General features: G+C 26.5%; 21 protein-coding genes. 16 read left to right on the forward strand and 5 right to left on the reverse strand.

Annotation, left to right across the window (positions count from 1 at the left end):
• Positions 1-241 precede the first annotated feature (241 nt).
• The 5 genes from QZ288_RS07065 to QZ288_RS07085 all read left to right on the forward strand — a co-directional run bounded on the left by QZ288_RS07065 (position 242) and on the right by QZ288_RS07085 (position 4,690).
• The gene (locus QZ288_RS07065; protein WP_295156946.1) at positions 242-1,189 is read left to right on the forward strand and encodes an N-acetylmuramoyl-L-alanine amidase; all 948 of its coding nucleotides are present in this window, start codon (positions 242-244) and stop codon (positions 1,187-1,189) included.
• Positions 1,190-1,257: 68 nt separating this feature from the next.
• Entirely contained in the window at positions 1,258-2,166 is a 909-nt protein-coding gene (locus tag QZ288_RS07070) for a M23 family metallopeptidase (RefSeq protein WP_295156948.1), read from the forward strand.
• A complete protein-coding gene (locus tag QZ288_RS07075) occupies positions 2,153-2,371 on the forward strand; it encodes an AtpZ/AtpI family protein (protein ID WP_295156951.1) in 219 nt (72 codons plus the stop codon). The genes QZ288_RS07070 and QZ288_RS07075 overlap by 14 nt, the downstream gene beginning before the upstream one ends.
• Before the next feature lie 21 nt (positions 2,372-2,392).
• Positions 2,393-3,592, forward strand: a complete 1,200-nt coding sequence (pncB, locus tag QZ288_RS07080) for a nicotinate phosphoribosyltransferase (RefSeq protein ID WP_295156953.1) — start codon at positions 2,393-2,395, stop codon at positions 3,590-3,592.
• A gap of 264 nt (positions 3,593-3,856) precedes the next feature.
• Positions 3,857-4,690, forward strand: a complete 834-nt coding sequence (locus QZ288_RS07085; protein WP_295156955.1) for a DUF4912 domain-containing protein — start codon at positions 3,857-3,859, stop codon at positions 4,688-4,690.
• Positions 4,691-4,764: 74 nt separating this feature from the next.
• Here QZ288_RS07085 and ispH read toward each other — a convergent pair whose 3' ends face one another.
• Together ispH and rpmB are read right to left on the reverse strand one after the other, a co-directional pair.
• Positions 4,765-6,510, reverse strand: a complete 1,746-nt coding sequence (gene ispH, locus QZ288_RS07090) for a 4-hydroxy-3-methylbut-2-enyl diphosphate reductase (protein ID WP_295156958.1) — start codon at positions 6,508-6,510, stop codon at positions 4,765-4,767.
• 29 nt (positions 6,511-6,539) lie between these two features.
• A complete protein-coding gene (gene rpmB, locus QZ288_RS07095) occupies positions 6,540-6,731 on the reverse strand; it encodes a 50S ribosomal protein L28 (RefSeq protein ID WP_295156961.1) in 192 nt (63 codons plus the stop codon).
• A gap of 575 nt (positions 6,732-7,306) precedes the next feature.
• Between rpmB and QZ288_RS07100 the strand changes: the two genes are divergently transcribed.
• The 11 genes from QZ288_RS07100 (at position 7,307) to QZ288_RS07155 (ending at position 21,377) form a co-directional block, all read left to right on the forward strand.
• Positions 7,307-8,419 carry a glycosyltransferase family 10 gene (locus tag QZ288_RS07100; RefSeq protein WP_295156965.1) on the forward strand — a complete coding sequence of 371 codons (1,113 nt, stop codon included), beginning with the start codon at positions 7,307-7,309 and terminating at the stop codon, positions 8,417-8,419.
• A gap of 245 nt (positions 8,420-8,664) precedes the next feature.
• Positions 8,665-9,897 carry an ATP-dependent Clp protease ATP-binding subunit ClpX gene (clpX, locus tag QZ288_RS07105; protein WP_295156968.1) on the forward strand — a complete coding sequence of 411 codons (1,233 nt, stop codon included), beginning with the start codon at positions 8,665-8,667 and terminating at the stop codon, positions 9,895-9,897.
• Between the two features lie 59 nt (positions 9,898-9,956).
• Positions 9,957-10,520: an elongation factor P gene (gene efp, locus QZ288_RS07110; RefSeq protein ID WP_295156971.1), complete on the forward strand. Its 564-nt coding sequence runs from the start codon at positions 9,957-9,959 to the stop codon at positions 10,518-10,520.
• Positions 10,520-11,083 carry a hypothetical protein gene (locus QZ288_RS07115; RefSeq protein ID WP_295156973.1) on the forward strand — a complete coding sequence of 188 codons (564 nt, stop codon included), beginning with the start codon at positions 10,520-10,522 and terminating at the stop codon, positions 11,081-11,083. The genes efp and QZ288_RS07115 overlap by 1 nt, the downstream gene beginning before the upstream one ends.
• 667 nt (positions 11,084-11,750) lie before the next feature.
• The gene (locus QZ288_RS07120) at positions 11,751-13,097 is read left to right on the forward strand and encodes a butyryl-CoA:acetate CoA-transferase (RefSeq protein ID WP_295156975.1); all 1,347 of its coding nucleotides are present in this window, start codon (positions 11,751-11,753) and stop codon (positions 13,095-13,097) included.
• Between the two features lie 61 nt (positions 13,098-13,158).
• Complete coding sequence (locus tag QZ288_RS07125) at positions 13,159-15,081, forward strand: acyl-CoA dehydrogenase family protein (protein ID WP_363322982.1); 1,923 nt, start codon at positions 13,159-13,161, stop codon at positions 15,079-15,081.
• A 43-nt stretch (positions 15,082-15,124) separates the two neighbouring features.
• Positions 15,125-16,336, forward strand: a complete 1,212-nt coding sequence (locus QZ288_RS07135) for an FprA family A-type flavoprotein (RefSeq protein ID WP_295156977.1) — start codon at positions 15,125-15,127, stop codon at positions 16,334-16,336.
• Positions 16,337-16,501: 165 nt separating this feature from the next.
• Positions 16,502-18,097 carry a hypothetical protein gene (locus QZ288_RS07140; protein ID WP_295156980.1) on the forward strand — a complete coding sequence of 532 codons (1,596 nt, stop codon included), beginning with the start codon at positions 16,502-16,504 and terminating at the stop codon, positions 18,095-18,097.
• Between the two features lie 79 nt (positions 18,098-18,176).
• Positions 18,177-19,253 carry a peptide chain release factor 1 gene (gene prfA / locus QZ288_RS07145; protein WP_295156983.1) on the forward strand — a complete coding sequence of 359 codons (1,077 nt, stop codon included), beginning with the start codon at positions 18,177-18,179 and terminating at the stop codon, positions 19,251-19,253.
• Positions 19,254-19,482: 229 nt separating this feature from the next.
• On the forward strand, positions 19,483-20,928 hold the full coding sequence (locus QZ288_RS07150; protein WP_295156985.1) for a spiro-SPASM protein: 1,446 nt from the start codon (positions 19,483-19,485) through the stop codon (positions 20,926-20,928).
• An 11-nt stretch (positions 20,929-20,939) separates the two neighbouring features.
• A complete protein-coding gene (locus tag QZ288_RS07155; protein WP_295156988.1) occupies positions 20,940-21,377 on the forward strand; it encodes a hypothetical protein in 438 nt (145 codons plus the stop codon).
• 12 nt (positions 21,378-21,389) lie between these two features.
• On the opposite strand, the gene QZ288_RS07160 is transcribed toward QZ288_RS07155, so the two are convergent.
• The 3 genes from QZ288_RS07160 to QZ288_RS07170 all read right to left on the reverse strand — a co-directional run bounded on the left by QZ288_RS07160 (position 21,390) and on the right by QZ288_RS07170 (position 23,681).
• Positions 21,390-22,376, reverse strand: a complete 987-nt coding sequence (locus QZ288_RS07160; RefSeq protein ID WP_295156990.1) for a sugar phosphate nucleotidyltransferase — start codon at positions 22,374-22,376, stop codon at positions 21,390-21,392.
• A gap of 39 nt (positions 22,377-22,415) precedes the next feature.
• The gene (locus QZ288_RS07165; protein ID WP_295156993.1) at positions 22,416-22,970 is read right to left on the reverse strand and encodes a DJ-1 family glyoxalase III; all 555 of its coding nucleotides are present in this window, start codon (positions 22,968-22,970) and stop codon (positions 22,416-22,418) included.
• A gap of 132 nt (positions 22,971-23,102) precedes the next feature.
• On the reverse strand, positions 23,103-23,681 hold the full coding sequence (locus tag QZ288_RS07170; RefSeq protein WP_295156996.1) for a tetratricopeptide repeat protein: 579 nt from the start codon (positions 23,679-23,681) through the stop codon (positions 23,103-23,105).
• Between the last annotated feature and the right edge of the window lie 20 nt (positions 23,682-23,701).

The following is a 23,701-nucleotide window of genomic DNA, read 5'->3' on the forward strand; positions in this document are numbered from 1 at the left end:
TAACGAACAAGTTTTTTATTAGTAATAATAAAAACTAATAATTTTTTAAATGCTATAAAGCTAAATATAAAAATTGTGAGTGTATTGTATTAAAAAATAATAGGACTTATTAAAATAATTTTAAGCTATAAACTTGGCTTTAGATTAATCGCAGTATGTTAGCTATAAGATTTAAAATTGCTATTGAGCATATTTTTAAGCTATATATTAATTTAATAAAATTATTTACGATAATAGAAATATGAATAACAAAAATAGATTTATTATATTTTCTACAGTTATTATTATTTTGATAATAGTATCTTTTTCATCTCTTATAGTTACTGCCAATATAAAAATATCTGACAGTATAGTAAGAGATAATAATGAAAACGGCAGAATACAAAGCCCAAGTGAAAAATTCAATCAAATAATAGAAAATAAAAAAATCAGAGTGCTTATAGACCCAGGACATAATGCCGCTACTAAAGGGGCATTAGGGTATTTGGGATATGAATATTATGTAAATTTAAGAGTTGCCAGAGAATTAGCAAAAATACTATCTGAAGATGAAAGATTTGAATATTTTATGAGCAGAGATGAAGCATATTACAGCAGACCTATTAAAGAGTATATGACAAATAATTATGACAGACTTTTAGGAATATATAATACTAAAGTAAAGGGAGAGGAAAGAGCCGGAAATTTAACTAGATATCAAACTTTAGAATTATATGCTATCAGACATTATGCCATAGATAATAATTTTGATTTACTATTAAGCATACATTTTGATTATATGCCTTATATAAGCAGAAGAGATAAAACTTCAGGATTTCATATTATAGTAAGTCCGTATAATAGAGAATTTCACGCTTCTATGCAGGTTGCCTATAAATTATCAGAAAAAATGCAGGAAAAATATAAAATTTCTCCTATTATAGGACATGACAATGTACTTCCTAATTCCTTATGGAAATTCTATGATAGAGAAGAATTAATAAATAATGCTATATCTTTAAGGGGCTTGATTGTTATAGGAGATGCTTTTGAAAATACTTATAATAAACAAGAAATGAAAAAAGATGTTCCTTCTGTTTTAATAGAATGTGCTTTTATACATGAATGGCAGTTTGGAAGTATAAAAGCTATAAGAGAGTTAGCAAATCAAATGTATGAAGCTTTAGTTGATGTATATACTACAAAATGAACTATTTTACTGTTATATATTATAATAGCATTTTATTAAAATAGTTTTAAATTAGGCAGAAAAATATTATGTATATAAAACCAAAAAAAAAGAAAAAGAATAATACTAAATATATCACTAAAAAGCCATCATTATTTTCTTTGTTTATAAAAAAAATAGGTAAATTTCTAACTTATAGAATTTATTTTATGTTTATACCTCATTCCAAAAAGAAAACTAAAACTTTATCTCTGCCTATATATTCATTAATAATTATTACATTTATAATATCTATGTCTCTTCTCACAACATTTTATTTTCTTACTAAAAACACAGTTATTACAAGCAAAACTGAAGTGTTAAGCGGAAGCTATAAAGATAAACTGTCAGAAATAAATTCTCTTGAAAATATATTTAGTTCTGTAGTAACTAATGATTATTATAGAAATGATATGTCTGATATTATTTCATTATTAAAAATAGAAACTAATAGTTTAAATTTTCCCACTAATGATATGGATAATATCCTTATAATGAATTACAGAGCAGAAGAACTAGAAAAAATAAAAGTATATTTAAATGAATTAAAAGCAAATATAACTTCAAAAAATAACTCATTAGAGCAAATCCCGTCTATACTGCCTATAGATTCAAGATATGCCGTTATATCAAGACCATATCAGGAGGGATCTATTATATCAAAAGGAATAGGCTTTGAAACCATTGCAGGAACTCTAATAAGGTCAGCAGCTTCAGGCACAGTCAGCGATATATCTTATGATAAGGATACAGGATTTACAATTACTATTTATCATAGATTTGGTATTGTTACCAGATATAAAGGGCTTGCTACTTCTTTAGTATCTGAAAAAATGGATGTGAAAAAAGCAGAAATTTTGGGAAATGCAAAGACAGGAGTTTTTGAATATGAATTGAAAATAGCAACTGAATATGTTAATCCTTTGATATTTACAACGGTAGAATATGAATATAAATGATAATAAAAAATTACAAAATGCAGTAAAATATGCGGCACTTGGCGTTGAGTTTGGAAGTATGGTATTAGGATTAACTTTTGTTGGGTATTATGCTGATAAATATTTTAATAGTAAGCCTCTATTTACAATAATAGGCATATTTATTGGTTTTATCTCTGGGATTTATAGACTTTATAAAATATCCAAAACATTTGATAAAAAATGAAAAATAAATTAAGGACAAAAAATGAAACCTATAATGATTAGCTTATTAGATACTGATTTATATAAATTTACTATGCAGCAATGTGCTTTAAGACAATTTTCTAATGTTTGGGTTCGCTATGTTTTTAGAAGCAGAAATATTTTAGAATGGAATATAGATATGCATAAAGAGTTTCTAAAGCAGATAAAATATTTCTGTGATTTGAGATTTAAAAAAGATGAGCTTGATTATTTATCTTCTTTAAGATTTATAAAAAAAGATTATATAGAGTTTTTAAAACTATACAGACCATTAGAAGAACATATAAAAGCATTATTTGATAATAATAAATTAACAGTTGAAATAGAGGGACCTTGGTATCAGACTATACTTTGGGAAATACCAATACTTGCTATGATTAGTGAAATTTATTATGCCAATACTATTTGCAAAAATGATAATACTGAAACAGCTTATAATCAGGCTGAGATTAATTTAATAAAAAAAATAAATGATAAACTTATGCCTATGCATAAAGAAGAAAGAGGATTTAAATTTTCTGAGTTTGGCACTAGAAGAAGATTTTCTTTTGATTGGCAGGATAAAGTTATTAGTATATTAAAAAGCAGACTTACTTCTTCATATTTGGTTGGAACAAGTAATGTTTATTTTGCTAGGAAATATGATTTGCTTGCTGTAGGTACTAATGCCCACGAATATTATCAAATAGGGCAGGCTCTTGATAAAGTAAGGCTTGCAGAAAGTCAGAAATTTATGCTTCAGTCTTGGGTTAATGAATATAGGGGAGATTTAGGAATAGCCTTATCTGATACTTTAGGCACTGATAAATTTTTAAAAGATTTTGATTTGTATTTTGCAAAACTTTATGACGGAATAAGACATGATTCAGGAGACCCTATTAACTGGGGATATAAAGTTATAAATCATTATAAAAAGTTAAGAATAGATCCTAGAACTAAAACATTGCTTTTCAGCGATAATCTTAATTTTGATAAAGCCTACAATATATATAAAGAATTCAAAGATGAAACTAATGTTACATTTGGTATAGGAACTTATATAACAAATGATTTTGAACCTATAGCAAAGCCTTTGAATATAGTTATGAAGCTTCAAAGCGTTAATGGAAAGCCTGTAGCTAAATTATCAGATGATGAAGGCAAAACTATTTGCGAAGATGAAGCATTTTTAAATTATTTAAAAATAGTTGCAAAAGAATAATAAAAAATATAGTTTTTAGATATTATAAAACCGAATATAAAATTTTTAGTTTCTGATATTTATAAATACAGCGAGGCTTATTAAAAATAATTTTAAATCTATAAAAGAGAAGCTTATAACTTAAATTATAAAAATTGCATATTTACTTTACAGAGATTTGCAGTTTTTATTGGCAATAATAAAAATAAAAAAGTAAATTTAATTGTTGACAATAAAAGTATTTATTCTATAATATTTCTTAAAAATAAGTTATGGAGATATTTAATGGCTACTAAGAAAACAGAAAAATCAGTTAAAAAGACTTCTGTAAAAAAAACTGAAGCCGATAAAAAAGAAGCAGGAAAAAAATCTGCATCAAGTAAAAAAGAGGCAGAAAAAAAACCTGCATCTGAAAAAAAAGAGGTGAAAAAGAAATCAAGCACTGCAGCGAAAAAAGCTTCAGTGAAATCGGCAGCTAGTAAAAAAACAGCTTCAACTGCTGCTAAAAAATCTTCTTCAAAAAAGAAAGCTAAAGAAGAAGTAAAAGATATAGAAAAATTAGAAGAAGAAGTAAAAAAGCCTGAATATATACCTGATGAAGTAGATATAGTTAGAGAGCTTCCTGACAGATACAATGAAACAAAATTAGTACTTATGATGCGTGACCCTGAATGGTGTTTTTTCTACTGGGATATATCTGATGATGATATAAATTATCATTCTTTAAAAGGAAAAAGAATATCAGTTAGAATATTTCATGTCTTTGGCTATGATATCACTAATGGAGAAATTCATAAAGAGATAGAAGTAAACTATATTTACGGCGACAGATATATTAATTTAGCTATGCCTCATGCTTATTTTATAGGAGAATTAGGATATTATGATGAGAATAATAGATTTATAGTATTAGCTAGAAGTAATATGATATATGCTCCTAGGGATTCTATGAGTAATGTTTATGATGAAGAATGGATGGTTAACGAAGAAATTATTAAATTATTAAAATCTCCTAAAGCTTTAAGAGAAAGTTTATCTTCTGCTACAATATTTGAACTTATAGATTTGAGAAGACATCATCTTGCTAGTTCATCTTCTCTTTTTATGAAAAAAAATTAATAATATGCGGTATTAATTATAAAATATATAATAATTTAAATTTTTCTGTTTTTGTAATCTTTAGACTCTGTAAATTAAATATTGATTAATGCCGCTAAAAATAATACATAAAGAGGCGAATCTATTAATATTGAAAATAAATGCCTGCTTGCTATTATTTTCTTTTTCATAACTGTAAATGATATTATGCTGCTGTATATAATTGGAACAAAATATTTTAATTTATTAGTTTCTAAATGAAATTTCCATATAATAATACCTGCTACCATAAATAAAGCCAATATAATAGGTATTACACCTGTTATAAAAGCCAATTTATTAGAATCTATATATGTAGTTAAAGTGACAGCACCTGCTATTTTATCGCTTTGAGAAAATTTTATTTCTATTAAAGCCTGCCTTATGAACATAAATAAAAATACTATGCTTGTAGAAAATAAATATAAAAATGGGTTTCTGCTGAATATATCTCTATTCATAATCAATATAGAGCCGTTTAATAAAACAGTGACTGCAGCCGATATAATTATTGCTTTAAATGGTATAAGTTTTTTGAATAATTTAAAGAAAAATGATGATTCAAATCTTGATTTATTTTCAAAACTTATATTATATCCAATACCTAGCAAACTTGAAAGTATTGAAAGCATTAATATGCCTATATCAACCTTATAAGCAAAATAAAACATTAATAAAGCACTTACGAACATTAATAACATAAAAAATATTTTATTATTCTGATAAAATAAATATCTTCTTTTATCGCTTATCCTAATAGTATAATTACTGTATGCATTACCCAAACTCATATACAAATAATACAATGCTGTTATAATACCTATTTTATACTGAAAAGGCTGCGATAATATGTCATATATAGCATAAGACATTAAAAAAGCACCAACAGAAAAGAAAATATAACCATAATTAAGAAAGTCGAATATTTTTGAGAAAAATCTAGCTATATTATTAGAATATTTATCCTTTATAGTCTGTGCCACATCTTCTATAAGCCAATCAGGAGTAGAAGCTCCTGCCATAATACCAATATTCTTATAATTTGACAGATCTATATTTTCTAAATCTTCTTTATATTCAACATAAAAAGAAGGCTTAATAGCAGATGCGATATTATATAAATTTCTTGTATTAGAACTTTCAGAACCGCCTATTACAAGAACAACATCATTTCTTTTTGCAATATCCAATATTTCATTTTGTCTTTGCTCAGTAGCTGTGCATATAGTATTTTTTACAATTATTTCAGTATTTTTATATTTATTCTTTATTTGCTCTACAAATTTATCAAAAACAGATTTCTGCAATGTAGTCTGAGCGGCTATTAATGTTTTCTTAGGACTATCAGGAAGTTTATTTAAATCTTCATCTTTGTATACAACATAAACATCATCAGCATATCCAGAAATGCCTATAATTTCAGGATGCGAAGGATTACCTATTACTATAATTCTGTATCCTAAAGAACTATATTTTTTTACAAGACTCTGAATTTTTGCTACATATTTACAGGTAAGATTTACTATTTTTTTGGCATGTGCAGAAAGATTTTCTCTTCTTTTCGGAGATACTCCGTGTGCCCTTATAATAACGGTTTTATTATCCAAAACAGACATATCTTCATCATCTTCATAAGTTTTTACTCCGATATTTTCCAGCATATCAAGGGTTTGAGGATTATGAATTAAATGTCCGTCTATATATATATCGCCGTTATTTTTAGCTGCCTGAGAAAAAGTGTTTTCAACAGCATATTTCACGCCGTCGCAAAAACCAGCAAATTTACCTATATCAACATTCATTATTATTTTGAAATTACAAAAAATCTTTATTATTTAGCTTTAGATATTTTATTGCCTTTAATACATTTAGTGCAAACCAATGCTTTTTTTACAGCACCGTTTACCTCTATTCTTACATTTTGCAAATTAGCATTGAAAGAGCGTTTAGTTTTTATATTAGAATGGCTTACACTATGACCATTTTGTTTGCCTTTTCCGCATATTTCGCATACTCTTGCCATTATTTTCCTCCAATAAAAATTTTAATAAAAAATTAAACAAATTATTCGGTTGATTATATTATAAAAAGTGATTATAGTCAATAGCCGTTTGAATTATTTTCTGTTCAATAACAGCATATACTTTATTTAATTATTTTGTATAAATTATGATATTTTTAATAAAGCAGTTTATATTAATTTTTCTTATATGGTTTTATGATTTTATAAAGCATATATTTTTTTTAATATTACTGAATATATATTTATTTTTATTATTTGCAGTAATTTAAGCTATAGTATGTTAAAATAAAAAAAATTGCATATTTATGGCTATTAAAGAATGTTTTTTATTTATTATTATTGATTTTTAAATATTATTATTTTATAATATTAAAAATTATAATGGTGTTTTTTATGACAACACAACACAACACAACACAACACAACACAACACAACACAACACAACACAACACAACACAACACAACAGTTCTAAATATATGCAATCTATTTTATTCTATGCATTATTTTTTAATGCAGCGTTTATATTTGCAGTTTTTTTTATTTTTTATTCATAATATAAAAGGATTTTAAATTATGAATGAAAATAAAAAATTTATTGATAAAATATTATGGCTAATGCCTGTCAGAAAATTCAGATATTTTTTAAGAGCCTTATTTTATAATATTTTAGATTTAAAAGAAATAAAAGACAATGCAGCAAATTTAACAAATGAATTATTTGATTTAAGAAATGAAATAAGATATATTAGTAAAAATGTTAACGGTAATATCTTATTTATGAAAGAGAGTAATTACTATGAAGATATTAAAAAAGGCGGAAGTTATTTTTTAATTTGTAAATCTATTTTATCAAAAAAGAATATCAATCTGTTATTTACTAAATATGATCCTGATATTGAAATTTTTTATGTTTTCGGAGACAGACAAAATATTATTCAGTCAAAAGCAAAAATAAAAATCTTCTTTACAGGTGAGCCTGTTCAGGTATTTAGAAGGGATTTTAATGATAACTGTATAGGTTTATGCGATTTGTCTTTAGGTTTTAATCATATATCCAATCCTAATTATATAAGATTTCCTTTATGGATACTTTATAATTTTAATATTACAGAACTTAATAAAGATGTTGTGCATAAGAGAATACTTGAAATAAATAATGCCAAGTTTGAAAAAACAAAATTTGCATCATTAATATCTAATTGGGGAGGAGCTAATAATTTAAGGGAGCATATATATGATGCTATGTTAAAAATAGATAAAATTAGCTGTCCTAGTAAATTTTTACATAATGATGATTCTTTAAAAAACGATTTTGAAGATAATAAGATTAAATATTTAAGACAATTTAAATTCAATATATGTCCTGAAAATTGTATTGAAGACGGATATATTACAGAAAAATTATTTGATGCTTTTAATGCAGGATCTATACCTGTATGGAATGGAGATAAAAATTTAGAAGGAGATATTATAAATAAAAATGCAGTTTTTTACTGGCAGGAAAACTCTAAAAATGAAAATATTTTAAAAGAAATAGAACTTCTTCATAAAAATGATGATTTGTATAATAAATTTATTTCACAGAAAAGGCTTAATACTGATAATGCTGTTGAATATATTTATGGTCAAATAAAACTTTTGCATAAAAAAATAGAAGAATTATTATCTTCAAAATTTAATTTATAATATATACATTAAGTATAAATCTTTTTTTAATAAAATTTTTATTGCAAAGTATCAATTAAAGTTATATATATGTACATAATGTATAACAAAAAATAAATATAGTAGAATTATAAATTATTAAAAAATATAGAGTATCTATAACTCTTAAACATTTAATTTTTTTTATTTTTTAATTTTTTATTGCAATAGTTATATTTTGATATAGAATATATAAACTTAATTATAGTTATTAATGTTGGAGAGATATGCCTAAAAAAAGTAATGATAAAAAAGAAGTTTGTTCTCTATGCGGAAGAGAACTTAAAGAATTAAGCAGATATATTGAGGGAAATGAAGGTTATTTATGTTCTGATTGTTCTTCTATAGCTAATGATTATTTTAATATGAATATTCAGAAGAAAAAATCAAAAGATTATAAAATAAATATACTTCCTCCTAAACAAATAAAATCTCTGCTTGATGAGTATGTTGTAGGGCAGGATTATGCTAAAAAAGTTTTATCTGTGGCTGTTTATAATCATTATAAGAGAATAATGCAGAATGCTGAAGATAAGAATGATGTTGAAATAGAAAAGTCTAATGTGCTTTTAATAGGTCCTACAGGAAGCGGAAAAACATTATTAGCCCGTACTTTAGCTAAGGCTTTGAATGTTCCTTTTGCTATTGCTGATGCTACTACAGTAACAGAGGCTGGTTATGTAGGCGATGATGTTGAGAATATACTCTTAAGACTCATACAGAATGCTGACGGCGATATAAAATTAGCTGAAAAAGGTATAATATATATTGATGAGATAGATAAAATTTCACGTAAAAGCGAATCGCGTTCTATAACAAGAGATGTTTCAGGCGAGGGTGTTCAGCAGGCTTTATTAAAGATTGTTGAAGGCACTGTTGCTACGGTTCCTCCTCATGGCGGAAGAAAACATCCTCATCAGGATAATCTTCATATAGACACCTCTAATATACTTTTTATATGCGGAGGGGCTTTCATTGATATAGAAAAATCTATTGCAGAACGAACTTCTAGAAAGGGATTAGGATTTGCTGCTGAAGTTAATTCTATGGATAATCTTAATTATGATGAGATAATGAAAAGTATTGCTACTGAAGATTTGGTTAAATACGGGCTTATTCCTGAACTTATAGGAAGGCTTCCTGTTATAGCTACTTTAGAAGAGCTTAAAGAAGAAGAGCTTTTGAAAATATTAAAAGAACCTAAAAATGCTTTGACTAAACAGTATCAGAAATTATTTTTTTATGATAATATAGAATTAAAAATTGATGATGAGGCATTAAAATCAATAGTTAAAAAGACTATAGAAGAGCATACAGGTGCCAGAGGCTTGAGGGCTTTATTTGAGAGAGTTATGCTTGATGCTATGTATGATATGCCTAATGATGATAAAGAAAAACAGATATTTGAACTTGATAAAAAATATGTTAATGATAAATTAGGTATTATTGATGAAATATGATGCTATAAATCTTATTATATAATATATAATAATTAATTAAATTTATATAGGGGTTTTTAATGTTACCAGTAAATGATTTAAGAAAAGGCGATGCTATAATTTTAGACGGGGAAACTTATTTAGTAGTAGATGCTCATTTTCATAGGGCACAGCAGAGAAAGGCAAATGTTAAAACTAAGCTTAAAAATATGATTAAAGGCAATATGATAGAAAAAACTTTTTCATCTACCGAAAGTGTTGAAGAGGCTGATTTATCATATAAAAAAGCACAGTATCTTTATGAAGAGAATGACAGCTATGTATTTATGATATTAGATAATTATGAGCAGGTTCATGTAAGTTCTGATATTTTGGGTGACAGCAAATACTATTTATTAGACAGCAGCGAAGTTGATTTACAGTATATCAATGATGATGTTACAGCGGTTCGTTTTCCTATACATGTGGTATTAGAAGTTTCTTATACAGAACCAGGTTTTAAAGGCGATACTACAGGTTCTACATTAAAGCCCGCCAAACTTGAAACAGGAATAGAGGTTAATGTGCCGTTATTTATAAATATAGGGGATAAAATAAAAGTTGATACTAGAGATGACAGCTATGTTGAACGCGTAAATAAATAATGTTTTACATATTATACATTATATCATCTTTAGTCATACTGATAACTATATTTTTTATAAAGGCAGATTTTCTAATATATATTACAATAGCTTTTTTTATTCTTCATATTATATTTACTAAGTCTATTCTTATAACTATAAAAAAATTATTGTATTTACTGCCTTATTTTTTAGCAATATTTATAATTCAGGCTTTAAACTCCAGAGGAGAATACTATAATTTATTTGGATTTTATATTGATAAAGCGGGTGCTGATTTTACTATTATTTATTTTATGAGAATAGTTTCCGTACTTTATTTTTTATCTATATTCTTCATTATCATAAAAAAATTAAGAGTACCAAACGGAATAGTTTTTGATGAGATGATAAGAATAAGTGTTTTTATGAAAATAGTGAGAAAATCTTTTTTTGATGAGTTTAATAAAATAAGAGATAAAAATAAATCTTTTAGAGATAAGCTTAATTTGATAAAAAACTTACTTGAGAATGTTTATAATGATTCTTTTAAACTTTATCCTTATGATATCTTTATTTCTAATTATAGAAATTTAAAAAAATAATGCTTTGAATTTTATTTTCAAATATTTTTATAATATTTTTAAATTTTACTTAAATATTAAAGATTTATGAATATAAAAAATATATGCCGTCTAGGCTGACTATTTATATGTAAATTATATATTAAAAATCGGCAGTAAATTTAATTGTGTATATGTAATTAAAACAGTATTTAATAATACTATAAATATTTATATTGAATTTAAAATTTTTTTAATGCTGCTAATATATTCTTTTAAATAGTATTTAAGTAATTTTGTATTTGCTTAGAATTTTATTTAATTCAGCAAGCTAAAAAATAATTTAGTAAATTAAAGAAAATATATATTATCTTATTCATAAAATGCATATTTATAATTATATTTCGCTTTTGATTTTTTTATAATTTTTCATAAATAAAATTTAATAATTTCAGCTATATGTATTTTATATCTAATTGCTTATATTTTTATTTTATCTTTTAATATATTATCTCATCACAATAATTATTTTATGAAAGTTTAAATATACCAAATAAATTAAAATATAAAATAGTTATTTTATTGTTAAAAAAAACAAAAAAAAGTAATTGTATATAGAAAATCAATTGACAATTGAATTTTATTTTACTATACTAGAGTTAATTAAAAACAACGATTAATTTAAAAAATATTTAAGCTGGAGTTTTTTATGGATTTTAAAGCCTTATACAAACAAAAATTAACAACAGCAGATGAAGCTGTAAAAGTTATAAAGTCTGGCGATTGGGTTGATTATGGCTGGGTGGTTGCTACAGTAGTAGAGTTAGATAAAGCTTTCGCAAAAAGACTGCCTGAATTAACAGATATTAATTTAAGAGGCGGTATATTAATGTGGGAGCCTGAGATTTTCAAGATAGAAAGTCCGGAAAAACATATTACTTGGAATTCATGGCATATGTCAGGCTTAGAAAGAAAAGCAGTAGACAGAGGTTTCTGTTTCTATGATCCTATTCGTTATTCAGAAATGCCTAGATATTATAGAGATTTGCCAAGAGGAATAGATGTAGCAATGTTCCAAGTATCAGAAATGGATGATAACGGCTACTTCAATTTCGGTCCTAATGCTTCTCATATGCAGGCTTTAATAGAAAGAGCTAAATGCGTAATAGTAGAAGTTAATAAGAATATGCCTAGATGTTTAGGTGCTGCTAATATAGGCGGAGAGGCAGTTCATATCAATCAAGTAGATATGATAGTAGAAGGAAATAATCCTCCTATAAAAGAAATGCCTGGCGGAGGTGCTACAGAGGTAGATAAAACAGTAGCTAGACTTATAGTAGAAGAAATTCCTAATGGAGCTTGTTTGCAGTTAGGTATAGGCGGTATGCCTAATGCAGTAGGTACATTAATAGCAGAATCTGATTTGAAAGATTTAGGAGTTCATACAGAAATGTATGTAGATGCTTTCGTTGATATATCTTTGGCTGGAAAAATAACAGGTTCAAAAAAGAATATAGATAGAGGCAGACAAACTTATGCATTCGGAGCAGGTACTAAAAAATTGTATGATTATTTACATAATAACCCTGAATGTTTATCAGCTCCTGTGGATTATACTAATGATGTAAGAGTAATATCATCTATAGATAATTTTATGTCAATCAATAATGCAGTAGAAATAGACTTATTCGGACAAGTAAGTGCTGAATCAACAGGATTTAAACATATAAGCGGAGCAGGCGGACAATTAGACTTCGTATTAGGAGCTTATTTGTCTAAAGGCGGAAAAAGCTTTATCTGCTTATCTTCAACTGTAACAGGAAAAGACGGACAGCTAAAATCAAGAATAGTACCAAGTTTTGCTAACGGCACAATAGTTACAGATACTAGAGCTAATACTCATTATGTAGTAACAGAATATGGTAAAGTAAATTTGAAAGGATTAAGTACTTGGCAGAGAGCTGAGGCTTTGATTTCTATATCTCATCCTGATTTAAGAGACGGCTTAATTAAAGAAGCAGAGAAAGCAAAAATTTGGAGAAAGAGCAATAAATAAATTTGAATATTGATTATTATTTTTATATACTAAATTAATAATATTATTAAAGGAGAAGCAAATGTTTAAAACAACAGAAAAGCATGAAGAACTTCGTGCTAAAATTAGGGCATGGGCTGAAGAAGTAGTGGCACCTATAGCCCATGAATCTGATCAAACAGGTAAATTTCCAACAGAAGCTGTAAAACAATTAGGTAAAGCTAACTTAGACATAATGGGCTTGCCTTTTGAAACTAAATATGGCGGAGCAGGATTTGATAATATTGCTTATGCTATAGCGGTTGAAGAGCTTTCAAGAGTAGATGGCAGTATAGGTGTAACTTTATCAGCTCATTGTTCTTTGGGTTCTTATCCTATCTATGCTTTCGGTACTGAAGAACAAAAGAAAAAATATTTAGTTCCTCTTGCAGAAGGTAAAAAAATAGGTGCATTCGGCTTAACTGAGCCTGAAGCAGGTTCTGATGCAGGCGGTACAGAAACTACTGCTGAATTAAAAGGCGATCACTATATATTAAATGGTGAAAAAATCTTCATTACTAACTCTATAGAAGCTGAAACTTATGTAGTATTTGCTGTTACTACACCTGGTATCGGTCTTAAAGGTGTTAGTGCTTTCATCGTAGAAAGAGATTGGGAAGGTTTTGAGTTCGGAGAGAAATATGACAAATTAGGTATTCGCTCTTCTGCTACTGCTCAATTACTATTTGATAATGTTAAAATCCCTAAAGAAAACTTACTTGGTAAAGAAGGTCAAGGATTCAAAATAGCTATGCAGACTCTTGATGGCGGTCGTATAGGTATTGCTGCTCAGGCATTAGGTATTGCTCAAGGTGCTTATGAAGCTGCTGTAGCTTATTCTAAAGAAAGAATACAGTTCGGACGCCCTATCGCTCAGCAACAAGCTATCGCTTTCAAACTTGCTGATATGGCTACTAAATTACGTGCTGCTAGACTTCTTATATACAGTGCTGCTGCTATGAAAGACAGACATGAACCTTATGGTACTGAATCTGCTATGGCTAAATTATATGCTTCTGAAATAGGTTTGGAAGTTGTAAACCAAGCACTTCAAATTCACGGCGGTAATGGTTATATCAAAGGTGCTTATATAGTAGAAAGAGCTTATCGTGATGCTAAGATTTGTACTATATATGAAGGTACAAGCGAAATACAAAAAGTAGTTATTTCTGCTGCTATACTTGGTAAAATGCCTAAATCTCCTTCTGCTGCTGCTGGTCCTATGCTTAAAAAAGGTCCTATCACTGGCGAAAGAAGAAATATCATCTTCAAAGAAGGTTCAGCTCAAGATAAAGTTGATTCTTTAGTAGCTGCACTTCAAAAAGATGGAATTGACTTCTCTGTAGGTATTGACATTAATACACCTATAGTTAATGCTGAAAGAGTAGTAAGTGCCGGTAAAGGTATAGGTGCTAAAGAAAATATGAAGCTTGTTGAAGACTTAGCTAAAGCTGCTGGTGCTGCTATAGGTTGTTCTCGTCCTGTTGCTGAAGAATTGAAATACTTACCTATCATCAGATATGTTGGTATGTCAGGTCAGAAATTCAATGGAAACTTATACATAGCTTGCGGTATTTCAGGTGCTAACCAACACTTAAAAGGTATAAAAAATGCTTCTATTATCGTAGCTATCAATACTAAAGGTTCTGCTAAAATCTTCAAAAATGCTGACTATGGTATCGTTGGAGATGTTAAAGAGATTCTTCCATTATTGACTAAAGCTCTTGGCGGAACAGCTGCTAAGAAACCTGCAGAAGTACCATATAAGAAAATGAAAAAGATTACTCCTAAGAGAACAATCGAATTACCTAAAATCTATGTATGCAGCGGTTGCGGTTATGAGTATAATCCATTCATTGGTGATCCAGAATCAGAAATACTTCCAGGTACAGAATTTACAGCTCTTCCTGACGAATGGGCATGTCCTGATTGTAGTGAAGAAAAAGCTAACTTCATTAAGGCTTAAAATATAAACTTAATTATTAATTATTTTTTTGAGGAGGAAAATAATGCATTGCGTTAGAAAAGTTACTGAAGATTTATATTGGGTTGGAGCGAATGAACATCGCTTGGCTCTATTTGAAAATGTACACCCTTTAACTAGCGGTGTTTCTTATAACTCTTATGTTCTTTTAGATGAAAAAACAGTTCTTTTTGATACAGTTGACTGGGCTGTTTGCAGACAATTCTTAGATAACTTAGAGTATGTTTTAAACGGTAAAAAACTTGATTATATGGTTATTAACCATATGGAGCCAGATCACGCTGCTTCTATAGATGAAGTTTTAATAAGACATCCTGAAACTAAAGTTATTGCTACTGAAAAAGCTTTCATGTTTATGGATCAGTTTGGATTTACTATTCCTGAAGATAAGAAAGAGCAAGTAAAAGAAGGCGATTCTAAAAAATTTGGTAAGCATGAAATTGCTTTTGTTGCTGCTCAGATGGTACACTGGCCTGAAGCTATGGTTAGTTTTGATACTACTAATGGAGTATTATTCTCTGCTGACGCTTTCGGTTCTTTCATCGCTTTAGACGGAAGATTATTCAATGACGAAGTTAACTTCGACAGAGATTGGTTAGATGAGGCTAGAAGATATTATACTAACATAGTTGGTAAATATGGTCCTCATGTACAAAACTTGCTTAAAAAAGCTGGCGGAATCATTGATAAAATTAAAATGTTCTGTCCTTTACACGGACCTATTTGGAGAAACAATTTAGGCTATATTCTTGACAAATACAATAAATGGAGTACTTATGAGCCTGAAGAAAAAGGCGTATTAATCGTATATGCTTCTATGTATGGTAATACTGAGAATATGGTTGGTGTTTTAGCTTGTAAATTAGCTGAAAAAGGAATTACTAATATAGCTATGCATGATGTATCAAGCACTCATGTTTCTTACTTGATTTCTGATACTTTCAAATTGAGCCATGTTGTATTAGCTTCTGTTACTTACAACCTTAATATCTACCCTCCAATGCATGACTATTTGAATGATATGAGAGCTCTTAATGTTCAAAAACGTAAGTTTGCTATCATAGAAAATGGTTCTTGGGCTCCTAAATCAGGCGGTTTAATGCAAGAGTTTATTGAAAACAACTTGAAACAATGTGAAGTTTTAGATGCTCAGGTTTCTGTTTCTTCTTCTATGAAAGCTGCTAATGTTGGTGAAATGGATGCTTTAGTAGATGCTATAGTTGAATCTATTAAATAATATTATTAGATTTTTAACATTTATATTAATAAAGTCCGATTCAAGTTATAAACTTGAGTCGGATTTTTTTGTTAAATTATTTATTAATTTTTACGAAAATAAAAATAGTGTCAAAAATAAAGTTTGAATGCTGTAATTAATATGATTATAAGGAAATAATTTTTTATGGTGAGTATTAAAAGACAAAGACAGATTAAATTATTCTTTATATTATCTAGTATATTAATTGCAGTAATATTTATATTCATAATAATAGGATATTTTCCTTACGGACTTCATAAAAAAAATATGTCTGAAGTAAATATACCTGAAGATAGTATTGCCTATGTGAGTGTAAAAAGTCTTAATAAAAGTATACTCAGATTTTCTGATTCAATATATGCATATAGAATATCTCATGATGAATCTATGCATGATTTTTCGGTTTTACTTAGAACTGCAGATATATTTGCTGATATGCTTAAAACAAATGATAATTTTTTTGTAAGATTAGCTTCAAAGCCTATGTTAAAAAGAAATGCTGCTTTGCTTTTTTGGGGATATAATGGAAACTTAAATAATTCTGAAATTTTTTATCTTTTTGATATAGGAAAATTAAATTCTTTTATATTTAATTCTTTTTTCAATTCAAAAGAAATAAATAAATATGAAGTAAAAAAAGTTAATTATAATAAAAATAAAATATACATTTTAGATAATGGAAATCCTTATTTATTTTTTAGTTTTTATAAGGGACTTTTAATAGCATCTAAAAACTTTAATCATATCAAAAAATTAATTGACTTTTTTACTTCAAATATAAGCAGTATTGATGAAATACAACTATTAAATACGGTAAAAAATCAATATGAGCCTGATATTTCTTTTTATGTAAATAAAAAATTATTTGATTATAATAAATGCGAAGGTTCTTTATTATTTACTCCGTTAAATTATTTTGTTAATGCAAATAATATATATGGAAATATTAAAATAAATAATGATAATGGCTTAATAGATATTTTTACAGATTATGAATATGGAGGCTCTGAAAGATATTCGCTTTATAATTTGGACGGTAAAATAGATATACACAATTATTTATCTAAAGAAAGTACTGTTATGTATTTTGCTTTGAAATCATATTTGGCTGGGCTTTATCCTATAGTATATAATGATTTAAAAATTAATCATAATAATGAATTATCTTCTGAATTATATAATCTGTTTACGAAAATGAATAATGTTTATTCTTTTGGAAGTATTATAAATGATTTATACGGAGAGATGGCTATTGCTTATGTTGAATCAAAAAAATCTGAATTGATTTATCCTGTTATTATTTTTAATATAGAAAATGAAGTTTCTCTTCTTCCTAAATTGGAAATAGCATTATTAGAAAAATATCCTAATCTAATAAAAAAAGAGAGAAATTATAATAATAAATTTATATATTCTTATGATTTAAATAATGAAAATAAACTTTATTATACTTTTATTGATACAGTATATTTTGCCAGCGAAAATGAAAAAGCTATAGAAACAATCATAGATAATAATTATGAAGAAGAGGCATTAAATATTCAAATATACAAAAATATAAATCCTGATTATATATTTACTATAGAGCTTTCAAAAGCTCAGAATATATTGAGATATTTCAATATACCTTTTAGAACTTGGAGCTATCCTAATAGTGTTATAGCTGGTTCGGTTATCAATTCTAATTATACTCATATTAATATAGATTTTAAAGCTAATTTTAATAGTGTAAATAAATAGTTATATTAAATTATAATAGTTGATAAATATCATTATTTATATATAATTAATTATTATTTTTTGGAGTGAAATTTATTTTATGTCAATAATTGATAAACTGTCATTAGTAGAAACTACATATAAAGATATAGTAGAGAAACTTAATGATGCTAATATAAAAGATAATAGAGTGATACAGGATTTGATGAAAAAAAAATCTGAAATAGAGGATATAGTAGAAGAATATAAAAAACTAAAAGCAGTATTGAAAGAAATTGAAGAATCTAATGATATTATTAATAATGCTGATACAGATAAAGAACTTAAAGATATGGCATTATCGGAGATAGAAGAACTTAATCAGAAAAAAGAAGATATAATAAATGATCTTAGGCTTCTTTTGCTTCCTAAAGATAAAAATGACGGTAAAAATATTATTGTAGAAATTAGGGTAGGTACAGGAGGAGATGAATCTGCTTTATTTGTAGGGGATTTATTTAGAATGTATACCCGTTTTATTGAAAGATCAAATTTAAAAATGGATATAATAGATACAAGTCCTACAGAGCTTGGAGGATATAAAGAAGTTATATTTTCTGTATCAGGAAAAGATGCTTATAGAACATTAAAATTTGAAAGCGGTACTCATCGTGTTCAGAGAATACCTGCTACTGAGTCTGGAGGAAGAATTCATACATCTGCTTCTACAGTTGCTGTTATGCCTGAAGCTATGGAAAGCGATGTTGTTATAAAAGATGAAGATATAAGAGTTGATATATTTCGTTCAAGCGGTCCGGGAGGGCAGTCGGTTAATACTACAGACAGTGCCGTTAGAATTACTCATTTGCCTACAGGATTAGTCGTACAATGTCAAGATGAAAAAAGTCAGCATAAAAATAAGGCTAAAGCTTTAAAAGTTTTAAGAGCAAGAATATATGAGAAAGAAGAGGCTGAAAGAAAGGCAAAAGAGGCAAAGGAAAGACGCGAACAGATTGGTTCAGGAGACAGAAGCGAGAGAATAAGGACTTATAATTTTCCTCAAAACAGAGTTACAGATCATAGAATAAATATTACTCTTTATAAGTTGGATAGATTTATGGACGGAGAAATAACCGAAATAACTGATGCTTTATTTAAAAAGGAACAAGAAGATATGCTTGCTTCTTATTCTGATTAATTATTTATAAATAGTTTTGATATTCTGATTATTTTTTATAATAAAAATAATAAATATTAAAATAATGAAAATTAAATTTAATGTTTTATAGTTTATAAAGCTATGTATTTAAAAAAATATTTTTAAGCGATATATATTATTTTTTCGATATATAAACAATATAACTAAAATAAATAATATGTATTTTAAGTATAGATTATATTTAATTAATTTTAAGAGGTATGTATATATGAGTTTTTTAATATTAGCTGATAAATCTTTCAATAATGAGTTTTCTATGAAATTTGATGATATATTTAATGATAAGATTAATATTTTAAAAGATAAATTAAATTGCAGTATCAAGTATATAGAAAATAATAATATTGAAAAAATAGATGATTATTTGAACAATATATATAGAGAAAGTGAAAATTATGATAATATAATTTATATACCTTGTAATATGCCTTTATTTAATATTGATGAAACTATTAAATTAAGTAAAATACATGAAGATAATATATCATATTTCAGTTATGGAGAAAATTATCCTTTAGGAATAATTCCTTTTATAATAAGAAGAAATGCTTTTGAAAAATTATTTAATATAATAAAAACGAAAGACATTAAAGTAAATGAAAATGCTATAAGTAATATTGTATTTGTAGACCCTAATTTTTTTGAAATAGAAATACTTATATCTGAATATGATATGAGATATTACAGACTTTCACTTTTTGCAAATAGCAGAAGAAATGCAGTTTTGATAGAAAAACTTATTAATTATAAAAATTATGATGAAATGGTAAAAGCAGTAGAGGAAAATCCAAGTATCAGAAGAACATTGCCTTCATTTATAGAGATGGATATTAATAATAGACAGAATATTATGAACAGGTATTTATTAAAAAATGAAGCTGTAAAAACTGAGCTTACAAAGAAGGAAGAAAAAAATATTACATTTGAAGAGTTTAAAATTATTTATGATAAGATTTATAATTTTTGCGGCGATTTTCATATGTCTATAGGAAGTTATTATGAGCCTCTTTTAAATAAAGATATTTTTGATATTCTTGATTATTCTGTTAAAAATAAAAATGTTAATATATATTTGGAAACTAATGCTTTGCTTCTTGACAGCGATAAAGCCAAGAAATTATTATCTATGCAGTCTGAAAGGGATAATCTGCATGTTATTATACATTTAGATGCTGTAGAAGAAAATGTTTATAATAAAATATATGATAACGGCGATATGAAAACGGTTCTTTCAAATATAGATTATTATTTACTTAGAGAGCCTAAAAACACATATTTGCAGATAGTAAAGCAGAAGGATAATTTTGATTATTTGTCTTCATACTATAAATATTTTGATAAGTATAAAAATATAGATATTATAATGCAGAAATATTATACTTATAGGGGTATTATAGAAGATAATAGAGTAGGGGATATGTCGCCTCTTATTAATATGGGCTGCTGGCATTTGGCTAGGGATTTATTTATAGATTCTTATGGAGATATTTATATTTGCAGATTTGATATAAATAAAGAAAAAAAAATAGCTTCTATATATGAAGAAAATTTAGAGAATATATGGAAATTATTAGAAAATTATTTTATTGATAATGTTTATAAGAAAATAGATTTTTGTAAAAATTGCGATGAATGGTATTTATATAATTTTTGATTATTTTGATTATGGAAAATATAATAATAAAATATTTAGAATTTGTTTTAGTCTGCTATGTTATAAGGTTTTTATCTACCAGATTTTTATTTGAATTTCAGTTTTTAAAAAATTTTTATTATAGAAGAGAAATACTGCCCGGAGTTAGAAATTGGAATAATAGAATGAAAATGATTTATTATTCTGAACTTTTTTCTTTTATACAAAGCGTATTGGCGGCTTTATTTTTTATTGTATTTTTTCATTTTATTCCTTTAGCAGAGTATATTAAACTTATAGTATGTTTTTTGATGTACTCATTTTTTATAATTGCAGATAAGGTGAGATTTTCTATAATGCTTACTAATTATCCTTATTCTCTTTTAATAATGGATACAGCTGTATTTTTATTTGTGAGTCTTTTGCAGTTTATAGCTATGGCATTTATGAATTCTGCTTCGCCTTTCTAATTTTGTTTTATCCTAATTTTGCTCTATTGTAATGGAGGCACCTATATCCATTGAATGAGTTTTACCTTTATATGTTGCTTTTTCAGATATTATAGAATTATCCATAAATGCATTAGATATATTTACCTCTTCAAATATAATACAGTTTTTTAATATTGAGTTTTCTATTTTAGAATTTCTCCCTATATGCACATAAGGACCTATTACAGAGTTTTCTATTTTCACATCTTTATCAATAAATACAGGAGGTATTATAGCAGTATCTTTTATACCTTTACTAAGTATTTCATGTTTTATTATAGTTCTGTTTGTTTCTATCATAGTGGATTTTTCACCGCAGTCATACCAGCCGTCCAATTTGAATGTTTTAAATACTATACCTTTTTCTATCATATACTCTAATGCATCGGTTAGCTGATATTCATTTTTTGTTTTTATATTATTTTTTATAATATATTCTATTGCCTCAAATAATTCTTTTGTATTAAAAATATTGTACATACCTGTAAGGGCTAAATTGCTTATAGGCTCCTGAGGCTTTTCTATTAATTTTGTTATAATTCCATTTTCATTTAAAATAGCAATACCAAATCTGCTTGGATTATCTACTTCGCATACTCCTAATGAATTTTCATTTTTACTTACTATATTAGACAGATTCAATTTAAATATAGTATCTCCAAGAATGATGAATATTTTGTCATCATCATTTATATGCTCTTTTGTAAGATATACAGCATGTGCTAAGCCTTTATATTCTTCTTGTTCTACAAATGTCAATTTTATATTTTTATATTTATTAGTTAGATACTCTATCATATCATTTTTTAAATATCCCACTATAAATATAACTTCATCTAAATCCTCTATTGAAGATATTTCTGTCATTATAAAATCTATAATTGTAGCTCCTGCTATTGGGAGTATTGGTTTTGGTTTTGTAATTGTGTGAGGTCTTAATCTAGTACCTTCTCCTGCTGCTGGTATAATAACTTTCAATTTTTAATCCTTATATATAAAAGACTTTTTTAATCAGTATTATTTTATTAATTGTATTAATAAAGAGTTTGCAAGTTCTTCATTAGAGCCATTTAAATATTTTACTATTTCTAAAGCAAAAAATATTGTAGTAGCAGGACCTTTAGAAGTTATGACATTATCAGTGCATACAACTAAATCTTTTTCTATATATTCTCCTCCTTTTACCATACTTTCACAGCTAGGATAACAAGTATATTTTCCTTTAATTACTCCAGCTTCGCCAAGTACTATAGGAGAAGCACATATTGCAGATACTAATTTTTTATTTTCGTACATATTTCTGATTTTTTCTATAATTCTCATATCAGATTTTAAATTGTTCATTCCGCCCATTCCGCCTGCAAGTGCTGCAGCGTCAAAATCATAATTTATTATTTTTTCTAATGGAGCATCAGCTTTAACAATAATATTATGAGCCCCTTTTACTTCTAAGTTATCTGATAAAGAAGCAGTCACTACTTCTATATTTGCTCTTCTTAAAACATCAATAATAGTTATAGCTTCAATTTCTTCAAAACCTTCAGCTAATGGAACTAAAACTTTTTTCATCATAATTATAAACTCCTTTTTATAATGATTTTCTATTATTATAAATGTCTTAATATATATACTATATTTTATATTCATAATATTGCAAGTAATTTTTTTACTGTCAATATTTTTATATTAATAATTAATTATTTTTTAGCTTCCAAATTTTTCTATAGCTTTTTCATATCCTAAATCGGAAGATTTTTTTAAGTATTTTTGAGCTTTTAATATATATTTTTCTTTTGTTTTATCTTCTTTTTCATAATTTGAAAATTTATTATATAGTTTATATAAATCATAGTATGCTATATAATCTTCACTGTTAAACTCTAATGTTTTTTTTAAATATTTAACAGCCTTTTTATATTTTTTCTTTTTTCTATATACAATAGACATCAAATAATATGCATCCGAGTAATTCTCATTTTTCATAATAACTTTTTCTAAATCTTCTATTGCTTTATCATATTCTTCTTTAGCTATATAAATTTCTGCCCTATAATAGTATGCATCGCTGTCATAAGGATATATTTCTATAGATTTATTATATGTCTCTATTGCTTTATCATATTCTTTTATCTCATAATATATTCTAGCCAAATTATGATAAGCATCTAAATTATTATTATCTAATTCTATAACCTTTGTTAAATCATTAATAGCCTCATCATATTTTTTATTTTGAATATTACTTAATGCACTATAAAAATATTTATTTTCCTCACTAATCATATTATATACTTCCCTAATTT

It is taken from the genome of uncultured Brachyspira sp., from assembly GCF_910578695.1.
Lineage (GTDB): Bacteria > Spirochaetota > Brachyspiria > Brachyspirales > Brachyspiraceae > Brachyspira.